Genomic DNA, 19794 nt, shown 5'->3' with positions numbered 1-19794 from the left:
ATATCTTTCGGAATTATCGTCATTATCTGGCGAATTAAAGCGGCTGCCATATTCCCTACAATAAATATGCCTTTGCTTTTATTGCCGACCCTCAATCATTCCACGCCGCATCCGCCGGCTCGCAGAATTATCTGACTTAAATTAGCCGCCCAGATTGTTAAATATAAAACAAGCTGGGGAGCAGCATAAACGTCTAAAAATAAGCGGGAGATGGCCGACCGTTAACCACAATCAGGCCCCGGGTCCCGGGTAAAGCACTTTTTTTATATCGACGTTCGACATTTTTAATAATTTCAAAAATGATACGAGATTGTGAGAATAGTAAACGAAATGTTATGATGAGTAGATTAGCTGTACTCCTCATTGGAATATCAATCTAACGCTGATTTATACCCATGATGCTTCAGGCGACTTCGTTGTTGGCTGCGTTCGCTCAGCTAGCGGCCTGCTGTTGCCCGAATCATTCACGGTATAGACCCACAGTGATGAGAGAGCACCATGACTAAACATCAACCTGTCAACGTTGAAAATCTCGAAAGCAATACCATCAGACCTATCCCTCTTAATATGCGACACGGCAAACCGGGCGATCTGTTTACCATCTGGTTTGGCTCTAACATCATGCTATTAACCGTTATCACCGGAGCGATGTCGGTCACTATTTTCCATCTCTCTTTTTTCTGGTCTGTCGTTGCGCTGTTTATCGGTAGTCTGGTCGGCGGTCTGTTTATGGCCCTGCATTCCGCACAGGGTCCAAAGCTCGGCGTACCACAAATGGTGCAAACCAAGGGCCAGTTTGGCTCCTATGGTTCGGTGCTGGTGGTGTCCATTGTCGTATTAATGTATATCGGCTTTACCGCCTCCAGCCTGGTATTAGGCGGGCAGTCCATGCACGCCATCTATAAGCCGATGAACTCCGACGTGGGGATTATTATCGTCGGCGCCCTGAGTCTGTTTGCCACTATTTTTGGCTATAAGATCATCCACTCCTACGCCAGAATTATGTCGTGGATATCCGGGATTGTGCTGGCCGCAACCTTTCTGTGGATCGTCTTTGTCCACGGGCTGCCGGTCGATTTTCTCGATCGCGGCGGTTTCAACAAGGTCGGGTTCCTCGGCGCGGTCTCGATTGCCGCGCTGTGGCAGCTGGCCTACGCGCCCTATGTCTCTGACTACTCGCGCTATATGCCTTACAGCACCAACGACAAAAGCGTCTTTTACGCCAGCTACTTTGGCTGCATCTTAGGCTCTTATCTGCCGATGGTTCTCGGCGTGCTGGTGGCAACCAGTATTGGCAATGATGATATTATTCAAGGCATTATTGACCTCACCGGCGGCTTCGGCGCGGTGGTTATCGTGGTGCTGGCGCTGGGGATTGCCGCCACAAACTCGATGATGCTGTACTGCGGGGTGCTCTGTACGCTGACCCTGGGCCAGACCTTTATTGACGGCTGGTCGCCGATGGCCCGCGCAAGGATAATTACCGCTATCCTCACCATGCTCCTTGAAATAGCGCTGGCGATCTACGGCCAGGAAAACTTCCTGTTAATCTATACCAACTTTATTACCGTCCTGCTGTATGTCCTGGTGCCGTGGACGGCAATTAACCTGGTGGATTATTACCTGGTTGCGCACGGCGAATACGATGTCGAATCCTTCTTTAAGCGCGACGGTGGAATATATGGCTACTTTAATGCTACCGCCATCTTCTGCTATTTATTGGGGATATTAGTTGAGGTGCCGTTTATGTCGACGGCGATTTATACCGGCCCGATTGCAACCGCATTTGGCGGGGCTGATTTATCATGGATTATTGGTCTGCTGGTGGTCTCGCCGGTCTATTACTCCCTCTCTAAAGCCAAGGCGGTGAAGAGTATCGCCCTGGTGAAAGAGAAAGTTTAGCGCTTCGCTTTATTTCCCCTAAATAAGTCGAGCTTCAGGCAGGCGGCAGGCGAAGGCTCCGGCCATGCGGCTTGAGGGATGGCGGGAATATCAGTACGCATTGCTGACTCCGGATTAACCATCCGGAGTTTTTTTATCTCTGGACGGCGACGAAGCAGGGTACGGGGCAGAGCAGGAACAGGAGGAAGGTGGGAAAGGAGCAGGTCGGGGGAGAGACAAAAAAACGCGCCTTAATACCGGCGCGTAAACGTTAAGCCAGCGCCATCCAGCGGCGCAGATTACCCAGCATCGTCAGGCACTTCTCCAGCTGAGTGAGGGCAATAAACTCATCCGCCTTATGCCCTTGATCCATACTTCCGGGCCCGCAGATAAGCGTGGCTACGCCCGCTTCATCGAACAGACCGCCCTCGGTACCGAAGGCAACGGTGGAAAACGCCTCGCTTTGCGCCCACTGCGCCAGCCAGCCGGCAAATTCCGACTGCGGGTCGCTGAGCAACCCCGGATAGCGGCTGAGCGGGCTAAAGGTAATATCCGCCTGCGGCGCCACCGCCCGCATCGACGTCAGCAGCTCGCCTGCGGCGTAGCCGTGCAGCTCGGCGAGGGTCGGCTCGAGCGAGACGTCCGGCAGATGGCGAATTTCAAAATCAAACTGGCAGCTTTCCGGCACGATATTGAGCGCCGCCCCGCCGTGAATCACCCCAACCTGCAGCGTGCTGTAAGGCGGGTCAAAGCGGCTATCCCGGGTTTGCGCCAGCGTTTCGCCGAGCGTTCCTAAACGGCTAATCAGCTTTGCCGCATACTCGATGGCGTTGACGCCGCGGGGCGCGTAGGCCGAATGGCAGGCCTTGCCCTGCACCGTACAGCGCATAGCCAGCTTGCCCTTATGGCCGTAGACCGGACGCATCTCCGTGGGCTCGCCGATAATGCACAGCGCCGGCTTGTCCTTTGAGGCTTTAAGATGGTCCACCAGGCTGCGTACGCCAAGGCAGCCGACCTCCTCATCGTAGGAAAAGGCCAGATGCAGCGGCATGCGTAAAGGTTGGGAGAGGAAGTCGGGAACGGCGGCCAGCACGCAGGCGATAAAGCCTTTCATATCGGTGCTGCCGCGGCCGTAGCAGAGGTCGTCGCGCAGGGTGAGTTCAAACGGAGGCACCGTCCAGCGCTGCCCGTCAACCGGGACCACGTCGGTATGGCCCGAGAGCATCACGCCCCCCGGCCCCTGCGGGCCAAAGCGGGCGTAGAGGTTGGCTTTTTTGCCTCCCTCATCAAAGAAAAGCCGCGTGGTAATGCCATAGCCGCGGAGATACTCATCGATATAGTTAATCAGCTGCAGATTCGATTCGCGGCTGGTGGTGTCGAATGCCAGCAGCGTCGCGAGGATCCGTTTCAGGTCGCTATTCATCACCCGGTACTCCGTAACTGGGGGCCTCCCGCGGGTCGAGCGCGCGCGTAATATAGGCCTGCATCTGCGGCTCATACGCCAGCCACAGCGCGGTAAGCTCGCCAATCGGATCCTGTTCGTGCCAGTCAACCCGCAGGTCAACCAGCGGCCAGGAGTAATCATCCACGACTTTTACCGCCGCAGAGTGCACCGGCCCGGCCTCGCCGCCGAGGGCCAGCCCCGCCTGGAGAGCGGCCAGCAGGCGCGTCGCCATCTCCCCTTCGGCCTGCTGGAATTCGGCAACCATCGCCTCAACCACCGCGCTGCTGGCGAGCATATTGCCGCCGGCGATACAGTTTACCCCTTCGGCAACGTGATAGATGCCGAGAGTTTTATCGCCGCTAAACGAGGCCGTTTCCCCGCTGGCGTTGATGGCGATAATCTGCCGATAGCGGCTGAAATCATCCTCCGCCAGCGCCTTACGCAACGCCTTTTCCGGCACCAGCCCCTGCTCCAGCTGGGAGAGCGTTAGCTGACCGAGGGCAGGCAGGGTAATGTTCTGGCTGGATACCGCGCCGACTCCCGCCAGCAGCCACGGGCAGCGGGCGCCGACGGCAATACTGGAGGAGCTTATGGCGATGCCAAACTGCCCGGTTTCCGGGCAGAATGCCGCGATAGAAAACGTCATGGCGGCTCCTTATTTCACATAGCCATCGGGGATTACGGCGATCACGTCAATTTCCATCAGCCACTGCGGCTGCGCCAGGCCTGAGATAACCAGCCCGGTAGAGATGGGAAACACGCCCTTCAGCCACTTGCCGACTTCCTGATAGACCGGCTCGCGATAGCGCGGGTCGATAATATAGGTGGTGGTTTTCACAATATGCGAAAGGTCGCTTCCGGCCTCTTCCAGCAGCTGCTTGACGTTTTTCATCGCCTGCTCGGCCTGAGCCTGCGGATCGCCCAGCCCCACCAGATTGCCTTCAAAATCCGTGCCCACCTGGCCGCGGACGTAGACGGTGTTACCGGCGCGTACGGCCTGGCACAAATCGTTGTCCAGGGTCTGATTGGGATAGGTCTCTTTGGTGTTAAACATGCGAATACGGGTATGTGTCGGCATCATTTTTATCCTGATTAAGAGCTACAGTTCAGCGCTGACCGGCATCCCGGTACTGGCTGTATTTCCGCTGGGTCGCGATATGGTCGGCGATGTGCTTCGCGTCGTGCCAAACGCCCCAGATAAAGGTCGACCCCCGGCGCGACAGCCACGGCAGGCCGAGGAAATAGACCCCCGGTTCGCTGGAGACGCCGCGCTGGTGCTGAGGGCGATTCTGCGCGTTAAAGGCGTTAACGTTGAGCCAGCCGTAGTCCACGGCGTAGCCGGTCGCCCAGATGATGCTCGTCACGCCGGCCTGCGCCAGGTCCAGAGAGAGGATCGGCGACGTCATGCACGCCGGGTCGGCTAAGAATTCGCGCGCCGCGGGCTCCGGCGGCAAATCGAGGCCGTTGGCCGCAACGTAGGCGTCAGCGGCGTCCAGCAGCGAGAGGTAGTTTTCATCGCCGCGGCGGATGTTGTCGCCCAGGTCCGGCTGGAAGGTGGCGACGCCGGATTCAAACGCCTTCGTCAGCCCGACCAGGGTGATGCCGCGCTGCGCCAGCTCGCGAAAATCCACCGTCCGCCCGCCGTGGGCGCCGCTCACCGCGATGGTGACGTGCTCTTTCCCCGGCTCGCTGGCGGGGGCATCCCACAGGCCCAGCACCCCCAGCCACCAGCAGAAATCCCGGTTGCGGTAGGCGCGCGGCGGCCGGTCGTGGGCGCCGACGGAGAGATAGACCTCGCGGCCCGCGCGCTGGAGCTCATCGGCAATCTGCACGCCGGAAGAGCCGGCGCCAACCACCAGCACCGCGCCGGCGGGCAGCTGCTCAGGGTTGTAGTATTTGGCGGAATGGATCTGATGAATGTCGCCCTCTTTCGGCGCGATCGGCGGAATGACCGGCTTCTGGAACGGCCCGGTCGCGGCAACGATGCGCTGCGCTTCGATCACCCCATCCGTGGTTTCAACGGTAAATCCGGGACGTCCGCTGTTGCGAACCGCGCTTTTTACCTCCACGCCGGTACGCACCGGCAGGGAGAATTTCCTGACGTAATCTTCAAAGTACTGCGCCACATCGTCCTTGGGAATAAAGCTATCCGGCTGGCCGCCTTTAAACTCCATTCCCGGGAAGCGGTCGTGCCACGCCGGGCCGTTCGCCACCAGCGAATCCCAACGCCCGGTACGCCAGGCCTCAGCGATGCGGTTTTTCTCGATAACCAGATGCGAGATCCCCTGCAGGGTCAGATGCTCACTCATGGCAATACCGGCCTGACCCCCGCCAACAATCAGCGTATCAATTTGTGTTTTTTCTACGGTCATAAATGTGTCCTTCGAATGGAGTTCAATCGCCAGGAATAAACCACTGCGCAGGACCGAGGTTAATAAACAGTAACAAACAGGTAAATTATTATAAATTTAGAACCTGAGAATAAAATAGTGATGCAGAATGCAGCGCCTTGAATCTACAAGATAAACCAGATTTTAGCGTAAATTATTCGCCGGATAATTTTGTGCTTAGCGCTTATTTATCGATGCGGCGGGAGGCAGCCTGCGAGGATATAAAAAATATATGCAGAGTATCGTTTTTTTATATTCAGAAAATATGCCGCCAAATATAAAAAGACCCGCACGGGCGCGGGTCTCTGAGCTGAATAAAACTCCGGTCAGGCCACCCGCGCCACCTGCTCCGGCGGGCTGAGCACCGCGTTGCGGCAATATTCCATAAACAGCTTGGCGGGGTTAGTGGGCTCGCTGCTGCGCAGATGGGCCATCACCAGCGTCGAATTGGCCATCTCATCCTGAATCTCGACGCAGCGCACCTGCTGCCCATCGTAGGTGATATCAGAAACCGGGCGGGTCACCAGAACCGAAAAGCCCAGCCCCTGGCCGACCATGCAGCGCACCATCTCAATCGACGGCGAACTGTAGGCCACCTGAGGATTGTAGCCTTTGTCTTTGAAAATACTGATGAAATAGTTACGGCTGGGGACAACGTCCAGCAGCACCATCGGCAGGTGGCTCAGTTCCGACAGCTTGACCGACGCCCGCTGCGCCAGCGGGTGATTTGCCGGCAGCAGCGCGTAGGGCTTTTGCGGCGCGTTCAGGCTCTCGGTCTGAATCGAGACATCCAGCTCGAGATCGTACATAAACGCCAGGTCAAAGCGACCGCGGTGCAGGCCGTGGGCAATTTCATGCTGCTCGCCATCGTAAATTTTAATGGTGATATCCGGATAAATGGTCTTAAACCCGGCGATCAGCGACGGCAGGTAGAGCGGCGCCGCGGTCTCGAAACAGCCGATAGAAACAATCCCCGACACCAGCTCATTATCCGCCCTCGAGTTTTGCTCGAACTGGTACGAGAGCCGGAGCAGTTCCTTCGCTTTCTCATAGAAGCGCTGCCCGCTGGAGGTCATGGAGACCCCCTGCGCATGGTGGCGAATAAAAAACTGCTGCTCAAACATATCTTCCAGGGTTTTCACCGCGATGGAGATAGAGGGCTGCGCGATATGGAGCTGCCGGGAGGCTTCGGCAATGCTCTCCGCTTCGACAACGGCAACAAAGTATTTGAGCTGTTTCAGGGTGAAATGGGGCATGCGATACCTTATTTTTTGTTGGCAAAGAGATGATCTGAATAGGATTAAACGATGCTCCCCCTCGGGCGCAACCCCGCCGACAAATAAAGATCAACAATCCGACATCGGTCAGGTTTTTACAGAAAATTAACATGGAGGCGTAAAGAAAACGACGGCGCCGTCACAGGCGGCGGCTTTAGGGCGGCGGCTAAAAAAGGCCGGATATATTTTTTTAGTTCCTTACAGACCAATCTAAGAACATTAAATATGGTTACGAATAGCATAACCATCGACCGTCAAAAACCGGAACTAAAAATAAAAACGATTTAATTACATGACATTAAAATCACTAATGGTGAATTCTTTTGAGCCACATCACACAAAGCGTCATCGCCAGGATCCGCGCATCGGCGGCTCCCTGCCAGGCTAACAAAGTTTTTTATGGAGGTTACCTAGATTTTTAGTCCTTTCTCACTTCTCCCCCCTCCGGCATCATGAATTAACGGCAACAAATAAATAACAATTACGCAACACGATAACGGAGAGGCTTATGACCGACAGAAACTTTTGGCACAGCAGGCTGCGGGAGCAACGCTTTATCAGCCATGCCATCGTCGATGGCCAGCCCTACGTCGCCCAAAGCCGCCGCGTTTTCCCGGTTATCAACCCCGCCTCCAACGCGCTGCTCGCCGAGGTCACGGCGCTTCAGGCAGAGGATATTGCTGTCGCCGTCCGGTCCTCCCGTAAGGCCTTTGACTCAGGCATCTGGTCAGGGCTCTCCGCGCAGGAGCGCAAGGCCGTTCTGCTGCGGCTGTCGGGGCTGATCCTCGAACATCGCGAAGAGCTGGCGCTGCTGGAGAGCGTCAGCATGGGCAAACCGGTCAACGATGCGCTAAACGTCGACGTCCCCGGCGCGGCGCACGTTTTCTCGTGGTATGCCGAAAGCGTGGATAAAATTTACGACGAGGTGGCCCCCGCCAGGAAAGGCTCTCTCGCCACCATCACCCGCGAAGCCATTGGCGTCGTGGCGGCCATCGTGCCGTGGAACTTCCCGCTCGACCTTGCCTCGTGGAAGCTCGGCCCGGCGCTGGCGGCCGGCAATAGCGTGATCCTCAAGCCGTCGGAGAACTCGCCGTTTTCAGCGCTGCGTCTGGCGGAGCTGGCGCTTGAGGCGGGCCTCCCGGCGGGCGTGCTGAACGTCGTCACCGGCCTGGGGACCGAAGCCGGCAGCGCCTTAGGCCTGCATAACGACGTCGATACCATCACCTTCACCGGCTCAACCGCCGTCGGCAAAGCCTTTATGGCCTACTCCGCGCAGTCCAACCTCAAGCAGGTCTGGCTGGAGTGCGGCGGCAAAAGCGCCAATATCGTCTTCGCCGACTGCCAGGATCTCGATCTGGCCGCTGAAAAAGCGGCTTTCGGCATCTGCTTCAACCAGGGCGAGGTCTGCTCGGCTAACTCTCGCCTGCTGGTCGAGCGGACGATTTACGCCGAATTTATCGCTAAGCTGCAGGAAAAAATGCAGGCGTGGGCGCCGTCTCATCCCTTCGAGCCTGCAGCCAAAATGGGCGCCATGGTCAGCGCGGCGCATGCGCAAAAGGTGATGAGCGCCATTCGCGCCGCCGAGCGTGCCGGCGCCCGCGTCCTCATTGGCGGTCGCGAGATTGAGATCGACGGCGTCGCCAACTACGTGGAACCGACGCTGATTGAAGCCGCGGATACCGCCTCCTCCCTGTGGCAGGAGGAGATTTTCGGCCCGGTGCTTGCCGTTATGCCTTTTGACGACGAGCAGCAGGCCGTCACCCTCGCCAATCAGCACATCTACGCCCTCGCCGCCTCGGTGTGGACCGACGATCTCCATCGCGCCCATCGCGTTGCCGGAATGCTTAACGCCGGGACCGTCTCGGTGAATACCGTCGACGCGCTGGACGTCAGCGTGCCGTTTGGCGGCAATAAGCAGTCTGGCTTTGGCCGCGACCTGTCGCTGCACGCCTTTGACAAATTCACCAGCCTCAAGACGACCTGGTTCCAGTTTCGCTAGCACCCGGCAGCTTTCGCATTTTTAGATTCCGTTTACAGGAGAGAGAAGATGACTACCCCGAATAACCCGCAACGCAGCACCCCGGACTACCAGAGCGCCGATGCCGCACACCATATCCACGCCTTTCTCGACCAGAAGGCGCTGAACGCCGAGGGGCCTCGCGTGATGGTTCGCGGGGAGGGTCTGTACCTTTGGGATAACGACGGCAACAAGTACCTCGACGGCATGTCCGGCCTGTGGTGCACCCAGCTCGGCTACAGCCGCCAGGATCTGGCGGATGCGGCGGCGGCGCAGTTCGCTAAGCTGCCCTATTACAATATGTTCTTCCACACCACCCACCCAACGGTGATCGAGCTCTCCGAGCTGCTGTTCAGCCTGCTGCCGCCGCACTACAGCCACGCGATTTACACCAACTCGGGGTCTGAATCGAACGAAGTGCTGATCCGCACCGTTCGCCGCTACTGGCAGATCCTCGACAAGCCGCAGAAGAAGGTGATGATTGGCCGCTGGAACGGCTATCACGGCTCAACCCTCGCCGCCACCGCGCTGGGCGGGATGAAGGCGATGCACACCATGGGCGGCATGATCCCCGACGTGGCCCATATCGACGAGCCCTACTGGTACATGCACGGCGGCAGCCTGACGCCGCACGAGTTTGGCCTGCGCTGCGCCGGTCAGCTCGAGGAGAAAATACTCGAGCTGGGCGCGGAAAACGTGGCCGGTTTTATCGCCGAGCCGTTCCAGGGCGCGGGCGGGATGATTTTCCCGCCGGAAAGCTACTGGCCTGAGATCCAGCGCATTTGCCGGAAGTACGACGTCCTGCTGTGCGCCGATGAGGTCATTGGCGGCTTTGGCCGCACCGGCGAGTGGTTCGCGCATCAGTACTTCGGCTTCGAGCCGGATACGCTGTCCATCGCCAAAGGTCTGACCTCCGGGTACGTGCCGATGGGCGGCCTGGTGCTGAGCAAGCGCATGGCGGAAGTGCTGGTTGAGAAAGGCGGCGTCTTCGCCCACGGTCTGACCTACTCCGGCCATCCCGTTGCCGCCGCCGTGGCGATTGCCAACCTGAAGGCGCTGCGCGACGAAAACCACGTCACCAACGTACGCGATAACACCGGCCCGTATCTGCAGAAAACGCTGCGGGAGGTGTTCGACAATCACCCGCTGATCGGCGAAGTTCAGGGTACGGGCCTCGTCGCGGCCCTGCAGTTCGCGGAAGATAAAAGCACCCGCCGCCGCTTCGCCAATGAGAACGAGCTGGCCTGGCGCTGCCGCACCATCGGTTTTGAAGAGGGGGTCATTATTCGCTCGACGCTGGGGCGGATGATCATGGCGCCGGCGCTGATCGCCGGACGTAGCGAGCTGGACGAGCTGGTCGAGAAGACCAAACGCGCTATCGACCGTACGGCGAAGGAAGCTGGCCTGCTGTAAACCCTGCCCGTTGCCGAAGCGATGATTCCCCTCGTCGAAGGCCTGCCGGCCTGATAAACCCAACGCCCGCACTCCCGCGGGCGTTCTCGCGCCGCCGACGATGTAACAAATTCGTCATAATTCTCTCCACGCCGATGATCTGCGCAGCACGATGCGGGATCGGCAAAATTTTACGCTACACTAAAAGAAAAAAAGAAATTATATTTCAAAAAATCAGTAAACTCGACCGCATAACCGTTGGCGATGGCTGCTATTACCATAAAAAGTAGTTGATCTGATACGCACAAGCTCTTATTTTGCTTGTCAGTTTTTCAAACGAGATAAAACGATGCCTACTATTACAGCCGGTAGTATGAAAGAAGCAAAAGAATTAATTAACTGCGGGAAATATAAGGAAATAGTTCTTAACTTTGATATTGATGCCGATGATTTTTTCACCCTCGCGACATCCCAGCACGCCACCAAAATCACCATCTCCGACAAAAACACCCACTCACCGGTAAAATTAGAAAAATAATTAAAAACCTCTGAGGTATTTCTTATGTTGCTATTTATTGGCACAGCGGCAGTTGCTTTTCTCTCTTCATTAATGCTGATCTGGCTTGACGATCGCATCAGCGAGCAGGATTAACCTCCGGTGCGCAGCTCCCCCCTCTCTTATTTTACATGCCCGTGTGCGCTCATCGTGAAGCGCTACGGGCTGTTCCTGCAGCACCCGATACCCTCAGCTTCAACGATCCGTCACTCGCCGTTGTGTGGAAAGCGTGAAGGCTCCGCGCCGTCTCGCGACGCGGAGTGAAAGCGCGGTAATTACAGCGATTTCGCCAGGCGTTCGACGGCGGTCAGCAGACCCGCTTCCGACACCGTTGAGTAGGAGAGGCGCAGCGTGCGGGTATCCGGATTGTCGTTATAGAACGCTTCGCCCGGCACGTAGACTACGCCGTTTTCGAGGGTCTTTTTCATCCATTGCATGGTATCGAACGGATAGCGGAAGCGGGCCCACAGGAACATACCGCCTTTGGGTCGGCTGAACTCCAGATGCTCGCCAAGCTGGCTCTCCAGGGCATCGGCCAGGGCGACGCACTTCTTGCGATAGTCTTCGCGGATCAGGGCTATCTGGTTCTCCAGGCGGTTCATCGCCAGGTATTCCGCGGTGATCACCTGCGACAGCATGTTGGTGTGGAGATCCGCCGCCTGCTTGACGATCACCGTCTGCTGCGCCAGCCAGTCCGGCATCACAATCCAGCCGATGCGCATGCCCGGGGCGAGGATCTTGGAGAACGTCGAGGTGTAGACCACCTGGTCTTCACAGCCGAGCTCCTGCGCGTACTGATACAGCGGGCGGCGGACTTCGTCGGTAAAGCTGATTTCGCCGTAGGGATCGTCTTCGATAATCACGAAATCATGCTGCTTCGCCAGCTCAACCACCCGACGGCGGCGATCGGCGCTGAGGGTTTTTCCGCCCGGGTTGCCGAAGGTGGGCACCAGGTACACGGCCTTGACCTTCGTCGTCTCCAGCAGGTCCGCCAGCTGTTCCACCAGCATGCCGTCGTCATCGGTATCGACGCTGAGGATATTCGCCTGAGCCAGCTGGAACACCTGCAGCGCGGCCAGATAGGTTGGGCGCTCGACGACGATCGCATCGCCCGGATCGAGCAGCGTACGCGCGACGATATCCAAAGACTGCTGCGAACCGGAGGTGATATAGACATGGCTTGCCGGACAGGCAACGCCGCGCGCCCGACACAGTTCGCTGACGGCCTGACGCAGCGGCGGATAGCCTTCGGTCAATCCGTACTGGAACGCATCGTTGAAACGCCCGCCCATCGCCTGCTGCACCGCCAGATTCAGACCTTCGGTATCAAACAGCTCCGGAGCCGGGATCCCACCACCCAGAGAGATAACGCCGGGGAGTTTACTGTGCTTGAGAAGTTCGCGGACGGCGGAGGGCTTGAGTTCACCCGCGCGGGCGGCGAGTCGCCGATCGTGCATATTATTTTCCTTTTTTGTCTGTCTTGTTGTTGTGGTTTGTTAACTATTTAGTACCAATTTTTACCCAAAATCCCCGGCAGCGCTACGCTTACCGGGGATTTTGCGGCCCCTGCGATTCGGCGCCGGCGGAACTATCGTCTATCGTTGTCTTTCAGCACAATTAGCGGTTCAATATCGCTCTCTTTTTTGACCACCAGCGAATCATCGCCGCGCAGACAGGTGCCGCCATAGTTACCGCCAACGGTAAAGGTGCATACCTGGATGTATTTACCATCCACTTTCGGCAGGCACCACAGCTGCTGGTAAATATTTTTGCGATCGACAAACTGCCCGCTGGTCTTATCCAGCACCTCGTCGTCGGGACTTATCAGATCGATATTGTTGCCGCAGCGCCCGGAGATGGGCTTAATCGCGTAGCCGGTTTTCGCCAGATCGTCGTTGACGACAAAATCGGTGTCCAGCAGATAGCGATGGTTCGGGAACAGCGACCACAGCACCGGCAGAATCGCCTTGTTGCCGGGGATCACCGTCCACAGCGGTTCGAATACCAGCACCTCGGGGCGCAGCAGGACATCAATCAGCCGCACCTCGTTTTGCGGATGGCCGGTGCGGATCGGCACCGCGGCGTACTCGTCGGCGCTGACCTCGCGCACCTGCTCGATGGCGGTTTCCCATGCCCAGGTTTTCCAGACGCAGTTAACCAGCCGCCCGTCACCGTCGATCAGCTGCCCGGCGGCATCCCAGCGCAGCTCATCGAGGCCAAAGAGGATTTTGCTCTCGAATCCGGCCTGGGTGAGCGAACGTTGGATAAACAGCGCGTGGTAGTTCTCCTCCAGATCCTTATCCTGCATGATGTGCACAAAAGGCCGCGCCCGGCTGTGCTTCCACGCGCCCGCCAGCTCATCCAGCAGATCTTCCGCCGGGTTATGCCCGCTGCCGTAGTAGCCCTGCTTCAGCCACTGTTCGAGGATCAGCCCACCTTCGGTATGGCAGGAGGCGGAGTCGGCGTTGTACTCATAGACCTTCAGCCCGCGCTCGTCCATGCAGAAATCCATGCGGCCGGTAATCATATGGTGGCGACGTCGCTGCCATGAGAGGCGCAGACGCGGCCAGAGAATTTTGGGGATATCGAACAGCGCCAGCAGGCTGTCGTCTTTCATCACCTTATCGGTGGCGTGCAGGTACATCAAATGCAGCTCGTTGGTTGCTTTGATCAGCTCCTGCTCGGCGCTTTCGGTAATGGTGAAATACTGGTAAGGGTCGGCGTTAATAAAGTGGCCGTTGGCGTCAACGTAGGCTTTCTGCAGCGTATCTTTCTCGTTTAGCCACTTGCCGCGAAACTGCCCGTTGTTCGGCAGCCGGGCGCCGCGAATGGCCATCGCTTCGCCCGGCAGCACCGGCTGCGCCAGGCTGTGCTCGGTATCGGCGGTCTGGATCATCCAGCCGAGGATCTGAGTGTCCGTAAAGGTATCTTTGAGGGTGTAGATGCCGTTCTGCACCTCGAGGGTTAATTCACGGGTCCACTGCTGGCCCTGCGGCAGCGGCGTGTGGATAACGTTTTGCTCGGCGATCCTGACCTTATTGCCCACCAGTTGCGTAATCACCGCCACGTGGCCGGTATGCTTGAACTCGCCGCCCTTCTGCCAGATCAGCAGGGAGCCGGCCATCGGCGGACGGCGCGAGCCGTTGGCAAAAGCCTGCAGCGGCAGAATATTGTCGTTAACCACTTCGCGCAGAAAGCGCAGGGAGAAGATTTCATACGCCATGCCGACGTCGGTGAAGACAAAACCGTAGGTGAGAAACAGGAAGCGGCGCGCGAACTCAACGCACTGCCATTTGTGCCCCATATACTCATTATTGATATAGCTGCGGAACGTGGCGTCATCCGGATAGTCTTGCGGATTTAAGCTGCTGTAGTTCGATGAATAAATTGCCACGCCGCCCGGCGCGTAGCCTAACAATGTACCAAAAGGGGCATCACTGCTTGTCGATCCTTTGCTCATTAGCCTGACCTCAAATTAATGCAGCCCGGGCAGTTGGCGGAACAAAACTCCCTCTTCTTATCCTGCCGCAGGCACTTACCAGACAGAGGTGGAATAATGATACCACTCATTCGGTTTGCGAATTGTGCCCTTACGGAAAATAACCCTGCGCCGCAGGGCAAAAGTGATATCGTTTATCTGAGATATAACAACAAATCGCGAATTAACGTCAGGAGTTGATTATGAGCACACAACCGCATCTGCAAGCGCAACCGCTGGTCTGGGGACATGGCCCGCGTACCTTCGAGGTTTTCCTGGAGCCAACCTGCCCCTATTCGGTACGCGCATTCAATAAGCTCGACGACCTGCTGGACGAGGTTGGCGCGGATAACGTGACCATTAAAATTCGCCTGCAGTCCCAGCCCTGGCACATGTTCTCGGGGGTCATCGTGCGCTGTATTCTGGCGGCCTCCACCCTGCCGCACGGCAGAGAGCAGGCGCATAAGGTGCTAAAAGCCGTGGCCGACCATCGCGAAGAGTTCGAATTTACCGATCACTGCAGCGGGCCGAATATGAACGCCACTCCGCAGCAAATCGTTGAGCGTATCGAGCGCTACAGCCACGTTCTGCTTTCCGCGGCGTTCGCCCGCCCTGAGCTGCAGGCGGAGATCAAATGGCACAGCAAATATGCGCGCCAGAACGGTATCCACGTGTCGCCGACCTTTATGGTCAACGGGCTGGTGCAGGCGGATCTCGGCAGCGGCGACGATATCAGCGTCTGGGCCGCGCGGATAATGGCCTGATTTAGGGCGCTGCTCCGGCGAGCGTAACGCGGCCGGGGAAGCCGTCCGGGAATATCGCCAGCGGGTGAATAAGCCTCACACTGTTAAATCCTTAATACGCCACCTGCTACACTCCCTGAACACCTCACTACAAAGGCAGACCAGCATGTCAGAGAATAACTACCAACCCCCGAAAGTGTGGGAATGGAAGCAGAACAACGGCGGCGCGTTCGCCAACATCAACCGTCCTGTCTCCGGCGCAACGCATGAGCAAGAGCTGCCGGTCGGCTCGCATCCGCTTCAGCTTTACTCCCTGGGAACGCCTAACGGCCAGAAGGTGACGATCCTGCTGGAAGAGCTGCTGGCGCTGGGCGTGAGCGATGCGGAGTATGATGCCTGGCTGATTCGGATCGGCGAAGGCGATCAGTTCTCAAGCGGCTTCGTTGCGGTGAACCCGAACTCAAAAATCCCGGCGCTGAGCGATCGCTCAACCACCCCGCCAACGCGCGTGTTTGAGTCCGGCAGCATCCTGCTTTATCTCGCGGAGAAGTTCGGTTTCTTCCTGCCCAAAGATCCGGCCGGGCGCACCGAAACGCTGAACTGGCTGTTCTGGCTGCAGGGCGCGGCGCCGTTCCTCGGCGGCGGCTTTGGCCACTTCTTCAACTACGCGCCGGTGAAAATCGAGTACGCCATCGACCGCTTCACCATGGAAGCCAAGCGTCAGCTCGACGTGCTGGATAAGCGGCTCGCCGACAACCGCTACGTCGCCGGAGAAGAGTACACCATCGCCGATATGGCTATCTGGCCGTGGTACGGCAACGTGGTGCTCGGTGGCGTCTATAACGCCGCCGAATTCCTCGACGCCGGCAGCTATAAAAACGTTCTGCGCTGGGCACAGGAGGTAGGCAGCCGTCCGGCGGTTCAGCGCGGGCGGATCGTTAACCGCACCAACGGTCCGCTAAACGAGCAGCTCCACGAGCGCCATAGCGCCAGCGACTTCGATAGCCAAACCGAAGACAAGCGCCAGGCATAAGGCCATCCCAGCCGAAGGCTTCGGCCTTCGGCTATTAGCGCTCCAGGCGGTATCCCGCCATAAAGTAGCGCATCGCGGTGCAGGAGCTCCCCTCCTTAAAGAAATCCATAATCATGTTCCTGTCCAGACCGTAGCGGCGGGTCAGGATCCCGGCCTCCCACGCGCTAAGCTGGCGGTCGCCGGTTTTTTCAAACATCCGCTGAGAATAGCCGAGCACAAACCCGCGCTTATAGTCGGTACAAAAATTTGCGGCACCGCTGGCGCTGTCGGCCTGAGCCGCCTGCAGACCGGCCATTAAACCTTTACCAAAATGGTTATCCATCGCGTTCCCCTCAATCGTTATATACAAAATTATATAGCGATTTTTTAAGCAAGGGGTAGCGCTATTTCAGCCGATCGCGCTAGCGCAAATACTTCTCAAACCAGGCCAGGGTTCTCTGCCACGCCAGCTCCGCCGCTTCCCGGTCATAGCGCGGCGTGGAGTCATTATGAAACCCGTGATTAACCCCCTGATAAATATAGGCCTCATAGACCTTATGCTGCGCTTTCAGCGCCTCTTCATAGGCCGGCCAGCCCTGGTTGATGCCGCTATCGAGGCCGGCGTAGTGCAGCAGCAGCGGCGCCTGAATCCTGGCGACTTCGTTGAGCGGCGGCTGCCGGCCGTAGAACGGCACCGCGCAGGCCAGCTCCGGGATCGCCACCGCGGCGGCGTTGCTGACGCCCCCGCCGTAGCAAAAGCCGGTGATGCCGACTTTCCCCGTCGCCTGCGGATGCTTCGCCATAAACGCCACCGCGGCAAAAAAGTCGTTCATCAGCTTCACGGGATCGACTTTCTGCTGCAGCTCTCGCCCCTCATCATCATTGCCGGGATAGCCGCCGACGGAGCTCAGGCCGTCCGGCGCCAGGGCGATATAGCCCGCCTTCGCCACCCGTCGGGCAACGTCTTCAATATAGGGATTGAGGCCGCGGTTCTCATGCACCACCACCACCGCCGCGGCTTTGTCGGCTATCTTCGTCGGCGTCACCAGGTATGCGCGCACTTCGCCATGCCCGTCGGGAGAGGGATAGTGAATATACTCCGGGCGGATATCCGGGTCGGTAAACGCCACCTGCTCCGCCAGGGCATAGTTGGGTTTCAGCAGGTTAAACAGCGCCAGCGCGGTCATTCCGCCGACGGCATATTTCCCCGCCAGCTGGAGAAACTCACGTTTGCTGATTTTGCCGTGGGCATAGTAGTCGTAGTACTCGAGCAGCTGCTGCGGGAAATCTTTGGCGGTCAGTCGCGTCATCGCGTGTTCTCCGTAGGTGAAGGCCCTTTAAGCAAAGCATAAGCTCGCCGGGACGCCAGAAATCTCGCGCAGTGTGATCCAGCAAACGCCTCATCGGCGACTTAGCGTCTAAAGTAGAACGTCGTTTTAAATAAAAAAGGAGAGATCATGTCCTGGTTCGCTAACCCTGGTCGCTACGATCGGATGCAGTATCGCTACTGCGGCAAAAGCGGCCTGCAGCTGCCCGCGCTGTCGCTGGGCCTGTGGCACAACTTTAGCCACGGTAACGCGCTGGATGACCAGCGCGCCCTGCTTCGCAAGGCCTTCGATTTGGGCATTACCCATTTTGACCTGGCCAATAACTACGGGCCGCCGCCCGGCAGCGCCGAGGAAAACTTTGGCCGCCTGCTGCGCGAGGAGTTTGCCGCCCACCGCGACGAACTCATTGTTTCGACCAAAGCCGGATATTCCATGTGGCCGGGGCCCTATGGTTCCGGCAGTTCGCGTAAATATCTGCTGGCCAGCCTCGACCAAAGCCTGCAGCGCATGGGGCTGGATTACGTCGATATTTTCTATTCTCATCGCGTTGATGAGAACACGCCGATGGAGGAGACCGCCGCAGCGCTGGCGCAGGCGGTGCAGAGCGGCAAGGCGCTGTACGTTGGCATCTCCTCCTATTCGCCGGAACGCACCCAGCAGATGGCGGCGCTCCTGCGCGAGTGGAAAATTCCGCTGCTGATCCATCAGCCCTCCTATAACCTGCTTAACCGCTGGGTCGATAGCAGCGGGCTGCTGGATACGCTGGAGGAGAACGGCGTCGGCTGCATCGCCTTTACGCCGCTGGCGCAGGGCCTGCTGACCGGCAAGTATCTCCAGCAGATCCCGGAAGGTTCGCGAATGTTCTATGAAGGGAAGCGGGATCGCGGCCTGACGGAAACGATGCTCAGCGAGCCAAACGTCCGAAGCCTGCGCCTGCTGCAGGAGATGGCGCACGGCCGCGGTCAGAGCATGGCGCAAATGGCGCTGAGCTGGCTGCTGAAGGATAGCCGGGTGACCTCGGTACTGATTGGCGCCAGCCGTCCGCAGCAGCTGGAGGAGAACGTAAAGGCGCTGGAAAACCTGACCTTCAGCGCCGAAGAGCTGGCGCAGATCGACCAGCACGTGGCGGATGGTCAGCTAAATTTGTGGCAGGCTTCGTCGGACAAGTAAATCGCTGGCCCGGCGGCTAAACGCGGCCGGGCAGACAGGAGCTAGTGCTTCACTTTGGTCAGGCGATCGAGATAGCCCATCACAAACGCCGACAGCACGAAGGTCAGGTGGATAATGACGTACCACATCAGCTTATTGTCCGGTACGTTTTTGGCATCCATAAACACCCGCAGCAGGTGGATCGAGGAGATCGCAACGATGGAGGCCGCAACCTTGTTTTTCAGCGAAGTGGCATCCATTTTTCCCAGCCAGCTGAGCTTCTCTTTGCCCTCGTTGATATCCAGCTGAGAGACAAAGTTTTCATAACCCGAGAACATCACCATCACCAGCAGGCCGCCGACCAGCGTCATATCCACCAGCGACAGCAGGGTCAGGATCAGGTCCGACTCCCCTACGCTGAAGATATGCGGCAGGATGTGGAGGATCTCCTGAAAAAATTTTATCGACAGCGCCACCAGTCCCAGAGAGAGACCAAAATAAACCGGTGCCAGCAGCCAGCGTGAGGCGTACATGGCATTTTCCAGAAAGCGTTCCATAAGACCCTGTAAGTTAAAAAAAACGATCGGCATTATATCGCAAGCCGCCAGCGTGATTGCAACATCCGGTCAGCGCCGCGGATCGGCAGAAATAAAAAAGGCCGGCACAAGGCCAGCCTCCTGGGGAGATGTCGGTGAGGGCTACTGCGCTTTAACGGTCTCTTCGCCCACCAGACCAATCTTCAGATAGCCCGCCTGGTGCAGGGTATCCATGACCTTCATCATCGTCTCATAGTCCACGGTTTTATCCGCGCGGAAGAAGACGGTGGTGTCTTTCTTACCTTCAGTCAGCGTATCCAGCGCGCCGATCATGTTCTCTTCGGTGACCGGATCGTTGCCGAGGAACATGGCTTTATCCGCCTTCACCGACAGATAGATCGGCTTTTCCGGACGCGGCTGCGGCTGGCTGGAGGAGGCGGGCAGGTTGACCTTCACATCAACCGTCGCCAGCGGGGCGGCCACCATAAAGATAATCAGCAGCACGAGCATGACGTCGATAAACGGCGTCACGTTAATATCGTGCATTTCGCCGTTATCATCGAGGTTTTCGTTAAAATGCATCGCCATAAA

Annotated in this window: 18 protein-coding genes; 7 read left to right on the top strand and 11 right to left on the bottom strand. The window is 57.8% G+C overall.

All coding sequences use genetic code 11. The annotated features are described in order from the left end of the window. The first annotated feature begins 498 nt into the window (after positions 1–498). Entirely contained in the window at positions 499–1902 is a 1404-nt protein-coding gene (locus EDF75_RS22520; RefSeq protein WP_133600931.1) for a purine-cytosine permease family protein, read from the top strand. Positions 1903–2152: 250 nt separating this feature from the next. Here EDF75_RS22520 and argE read toward each other — a convergent pair whose 3' ends face one another. From argE to EDF75_RS22495, 5 genes are all read right to left on the bottom strand, one after another. Continuing rightward, positions 2153–3304 (bottom strand): acetylornithine deacetylase, encoded by a 1152-nt coding sequence (argE, locus tag EDF75_RS22515; protein WP_133600930.1) that lies wholly within the window; start codon positions 3302–3304, stop codon positions 2153–2155. Further along, the gene (locus EDF75_RS22510) at positions 3297–3971 is read right to left on the bottom strand and encodes a DUF1028 domain-containing protein (protein ID WP_133600929.1); all 675 of its coding nucleotides are present in this window, start codon (positions 3969–3971) and stop codon (positions 3297–3299) included. Before EDF75_RS22510 ends, argE begins: the two co-directional genes overlap by 8 nt. A gap of 9 nt (positions 3972–3980) precedes the next feature. Then, complete coding sequence (locus tag EDF75_RS22505; RefSeq protein ID WP_041147244.1) at positions 3981–4403, bottom strand: RidA family protein; 423 nt, start codon at positions 4401–4403, stop codon at positions 3981–3983. A gap of 28 nt (positions 4404–4431) precedes the next feature. Beyond that, positions 4432–5697 carry a flavin-containing monooxygenase gene (locus EDF75_RS22500; protein WP_133600928.1) on the bottom strand — a complete coding sequence of 422 codons (1266 nt, stop codon included), beginning with the start codon at positions 5695–5697 and terminating at the stop codon, positions 4432–4434. A gap of 344 nt (positions 5698–6041) precedes the next feature. Further along, entirely contained in the window at positions 6042–6971 is a 930-nt protein-coding gene (locus EDF75_RS22495; RefSeq protein ID WP_133600927.1) for a LysR family transcriptional regulator, read from the bottom strand. Positions 6972–7500: 529 nt separating this feature from the next. Here EDF75_RS22495 and EDF75_RS22490 point away from each other — a divergent pair. From EDF75_RS22490 to EDF75_RS22480, 3 genes are all read left to right on the top strand, one after another. Further along, positions 7501–8991, top strand: a complete 1491-nt coding sequence (locus EDF75_RS22490) for an aldehyde dehydrogenase (protein ID WP_133600926.1) — start codon at positions 7501–7503, stop codon at positions 8989–8991. A gap of 48 nt (positions 8992–9039) precedes the next feature. Beyond that, complete coding sequence (locus EDF75_RS22485) at positions 9040–10422, top strand: aspartate aminotransferase family protein (protein ID WP_041147248.1); 1383 nt, start codon at positions 9040–9042, stop codon at positions 10420–10422. A gap of 328 nt (positions 10423–10750) precedes the next feature. Continuing rightward, a complete protein-coding gene (locus tag EDF75_RS22480; RefSeq protein ID WP_045856893.1) occupies positions 10751–10939 on the top strand; it encodes a hypothetical protein in 189 nt (62 codons plus the stop codon). 293 nt (positions 10940–11232) lie between these two features. Here EDF75_RS22480 and EDF75_RS22475 read toward each other — a convergent pair whose 3' ends face one another. Both EDF75_RS22475 and gss read right to left on the bottom strand, forming a co-directional pair. After that, the gene (locus EDF75_RS22475; protein ID WP_133600925.1) at positions 11233–12414 is read right to left on the bottom strand and encodes an aminotransferase-like domain-containing protein; all 1182 of its coding nucleotides are present in this window, start codon (positions 12412–12414) and stop codon (positions 11233–11235) included. Between the two features lie 131 nt (positions 12415–12545). Further along, on the bottom strand, positions 12546–14417 hold the full coding sequence (gss, locus tag EDF75_RS22470) for a bifunctional glutathionylspermidine amidase/synthase (RefSeq protein WP_133600924.1): 1872 nt from the start codon (positions 14415–14417) through the stop codon (positions 12546–12548). A 221-nt stretch (positions 14418–14638) separates the two neighbouring features. Between gss and EDF75_RS22465 the strand changes: the two genes are divergently transcribed. Further along, complete coding sequence (locus tag EDF75_RS22465; protein WP_041147254.1) at positions 14639–15199, top strand: DsbA family protein; 561 nt, start codon at positions 14639–14641, stop codon at positions 15197–15199. 145 nt (positions 15200–15344) lie between these two features. Beyond that, positions 15345–16211: a glutathione-dependent disulfide-bond oxidoreductase gene (gene yghU, locus EDF75_RS22460; protein WP_133600923.1), complete on the top strand. Its 867-nt coding sequence runs from the start codon at positions 15345–15347 to the stop codon at positions 16209–16211. Positions 16212–16245: 34 nt separating this feature from the next. Here the strand turns inward: yghU and EDF75_RS22455 are convergent, their stop codons facing one another. After that, the gene (locus tag EDF75_RS22455) at positions 16246–16533 is read right to left on the bottom strand and encodes a DUF2623 family protein (RefSeq protein ID WP_133600922.1); all 288 of its coding nucleotides are present in this window, start codon (positions 16531–16533) and stop codon (positions 16246–16248) included. Between the two features lie 79 nt (positions 16534–16612). Next, the gene (gene yghX / locus EDF75_RS22450) at positions 16613–17500 is read right to left on the bottom strand and encodes a YghX family hydrolase (RefSeq protein ID WP_133600921.1); all 888 of its coding nucleotides are present in this window, start codon (positions 17498–17500) and stop codon (positions 16613–16615) included. Positions 17501–17647: 147 nt separating this feature from the next. Between yghX and mgrA the strand changes: the two genes are divergently transcribed. Continuing rightward, entirely contained in the window at positions 17648–18688 is a 1041-nt protein-coding gene (gene mgrA / locus EDF75_RS22445; RefSeq protein ID WP_133600920.1) for an L-glyceraldehyde 3-phosphate reductase, read from the top strand. Positions 18689–18729: 41 nt separating this feature from the next. Here mgrA and EDF75_RS22440 read toward each other — a convergent pair whose 3' ends face one another. Both EDF75_RS22440 and exbD read right to left on the bottom strand, forming a co-directional pair. Then, complete coding sequence (locus tag EDF75_RS22440; protein WP_041147753.1) at positions 18730–19224, bottom strand: TIGR00645 family protein; 495 nt, start codon at positions 19222–19224, stop codon at positions 18730–18732. 141 nt (positions 19225–19365) lie between these two features. Continuing rightward, the gene (gene exbD / locus EDF75_RS22435; RefSeq protein WP_045856883.1) at positions 19366–19791 is read right to left on the bottom strand and encodes a TonB system transport protein ExbD; all 426 of its coding nucleotides are present in this window, start codon (positions 19789–19791) and stop codon (positions 19366–19368) included. Positions 19792–19794: the final 3 nt, after the last annotated feature.

The organism is Klebsiella sp. BIGb0149 (assembly GCF_004362605.1).
GTDB lineage: Bacteria > Pseudomonadota > Gammaproteobacteria > Enterobacterales > Enterobacteriaceae > Klebsiella > Klebsiella terrigena.
Note: the sequence above shows the minus strand (reverse complement) of the source record. Positions and strands in the feature narration are given on the sequence as shown.

Bases quoted from the DNA above. Each gene is read 5' to 3' on its own strand.
- EDF75_RS22520 (WP_133600931.1), top strand. From the start codon at position 499: ATGACTAAACATCAACCTGTCAACGTTGAAAATCTCGAAAGCAATACC.
- argE (WP_133600930.1), bottom strand. From the start codon at position 3,304: ATGAATAGCGACCTGAAACGGATCCTCGCGACGCTGCTGGCATTCGAC.
- EDF75_RS22510 (WP_133600929.1), bottom strand. From the start codon at position 3,971: ATGACGTTTTCTATCGCGGCATTCTGCCCGGAAACCGGGCAGTTTGGC.
- EDF75_RS22505 (WP_041147244.1), bottom strand. From the start codon at position 4,403: ATGCCGACACATACCCGTATTCGCATGTTTAACACCAAAGAGACCTAT.
- EDF75_RS22500 (WP_133600928.1), bottom strand. From the start codon at position 5,697: ATGACCGTAGAAAAAACACAAATTGATACGCTGATTGTTGGCGGGGGT.
- EDF75_RS22495 (WP_133600927.1), bottom strand. From the start codon at position 6,971: ATGCCCCATTTCACCCTGAAACAGCTCAAATACTTTGTTGCCGTTGTC.
- EDF75_RS22490 (WP_133600926.1), top strand. From the start codon at position 7,501: ATGACCGACAGAAACTTTTGGCACAGCAGGCTGCGGGAGCAACGCTTT.
- EDF75_RS22485 (WP_041147248.1), top strand. From the start codon at position 9,040: ATGACTACCCCGAATAACCCGCAACGCAGCACCCCGGACTACCAGAGC.
- EDF75_RS22480 (WP_045856893.1), top strand. From the start codon at position 10,751: ATGCCTACTATTACAGCCGGTAGTATGAAAGAAGCAAAAGAATTAATT.
- EDF75_RS22475 (WP_133600925.1), bottom strand. From the start codon at position 12,414: ATGCACGATCGGCGACTCGCCGCCCGCGCGGGTGAACTCAAGCCCTCC.
- gss (WP_133600924.1), bottom strand. From the start codon at position 14,417: ATGAGCAAAGGATCGACAAGCAGTGATGCCCCTTTTGGTACATTGTTA.
- EDF75_RS22465 (WP_041147254.1), top strand. From the start codon at position 14,639: ATGAGCACACAACCGCATCTGCAAGCGCAACCGCTGGTCTGGGGACAT.
- yghU (WP_133600923.1), top strand. From the start codon at position 15,345: ATGTCAGAGAATAACTACCAACCCCCGAAAGTGTGGGAATGGAAGCAG.
- EDF75_RS22455 (WP_133600922.1), bottom strand. From the start codon at position 16,533: ATGGATAACCATTTTGGTAAAGGTTTAATGGCCGGTCTGCAGGCGGCT.
- yghX (WP_133600921.1), bottom strand. From the start codon at position 17,500: ATGACGCGACTGACCGCCAAAGATTTCCCGCAGCAGCTGCTCGAGTAC.
- mgrA (WP_133600920.1), top strand. From the start codon at position 17,648: ATGTCCTGGTTCGCTAACCCTGGTCGCTACGATCGGATGCAGTATCGC.
- EDF75_RS22440 (WP_041147753.1), bottom strand. From the start codon at position 19,224: ATGGAACGCTTTCTGGAAAATGCCATGTACGCCTCACGCTGGCTGCTG.
- exbD (WP_045856883.1), bottom strand. From the start codon at position 19,791: ATGGCGATGCATTTTAACGAAAACCTCGATGATAACGGCGAAATGCAC.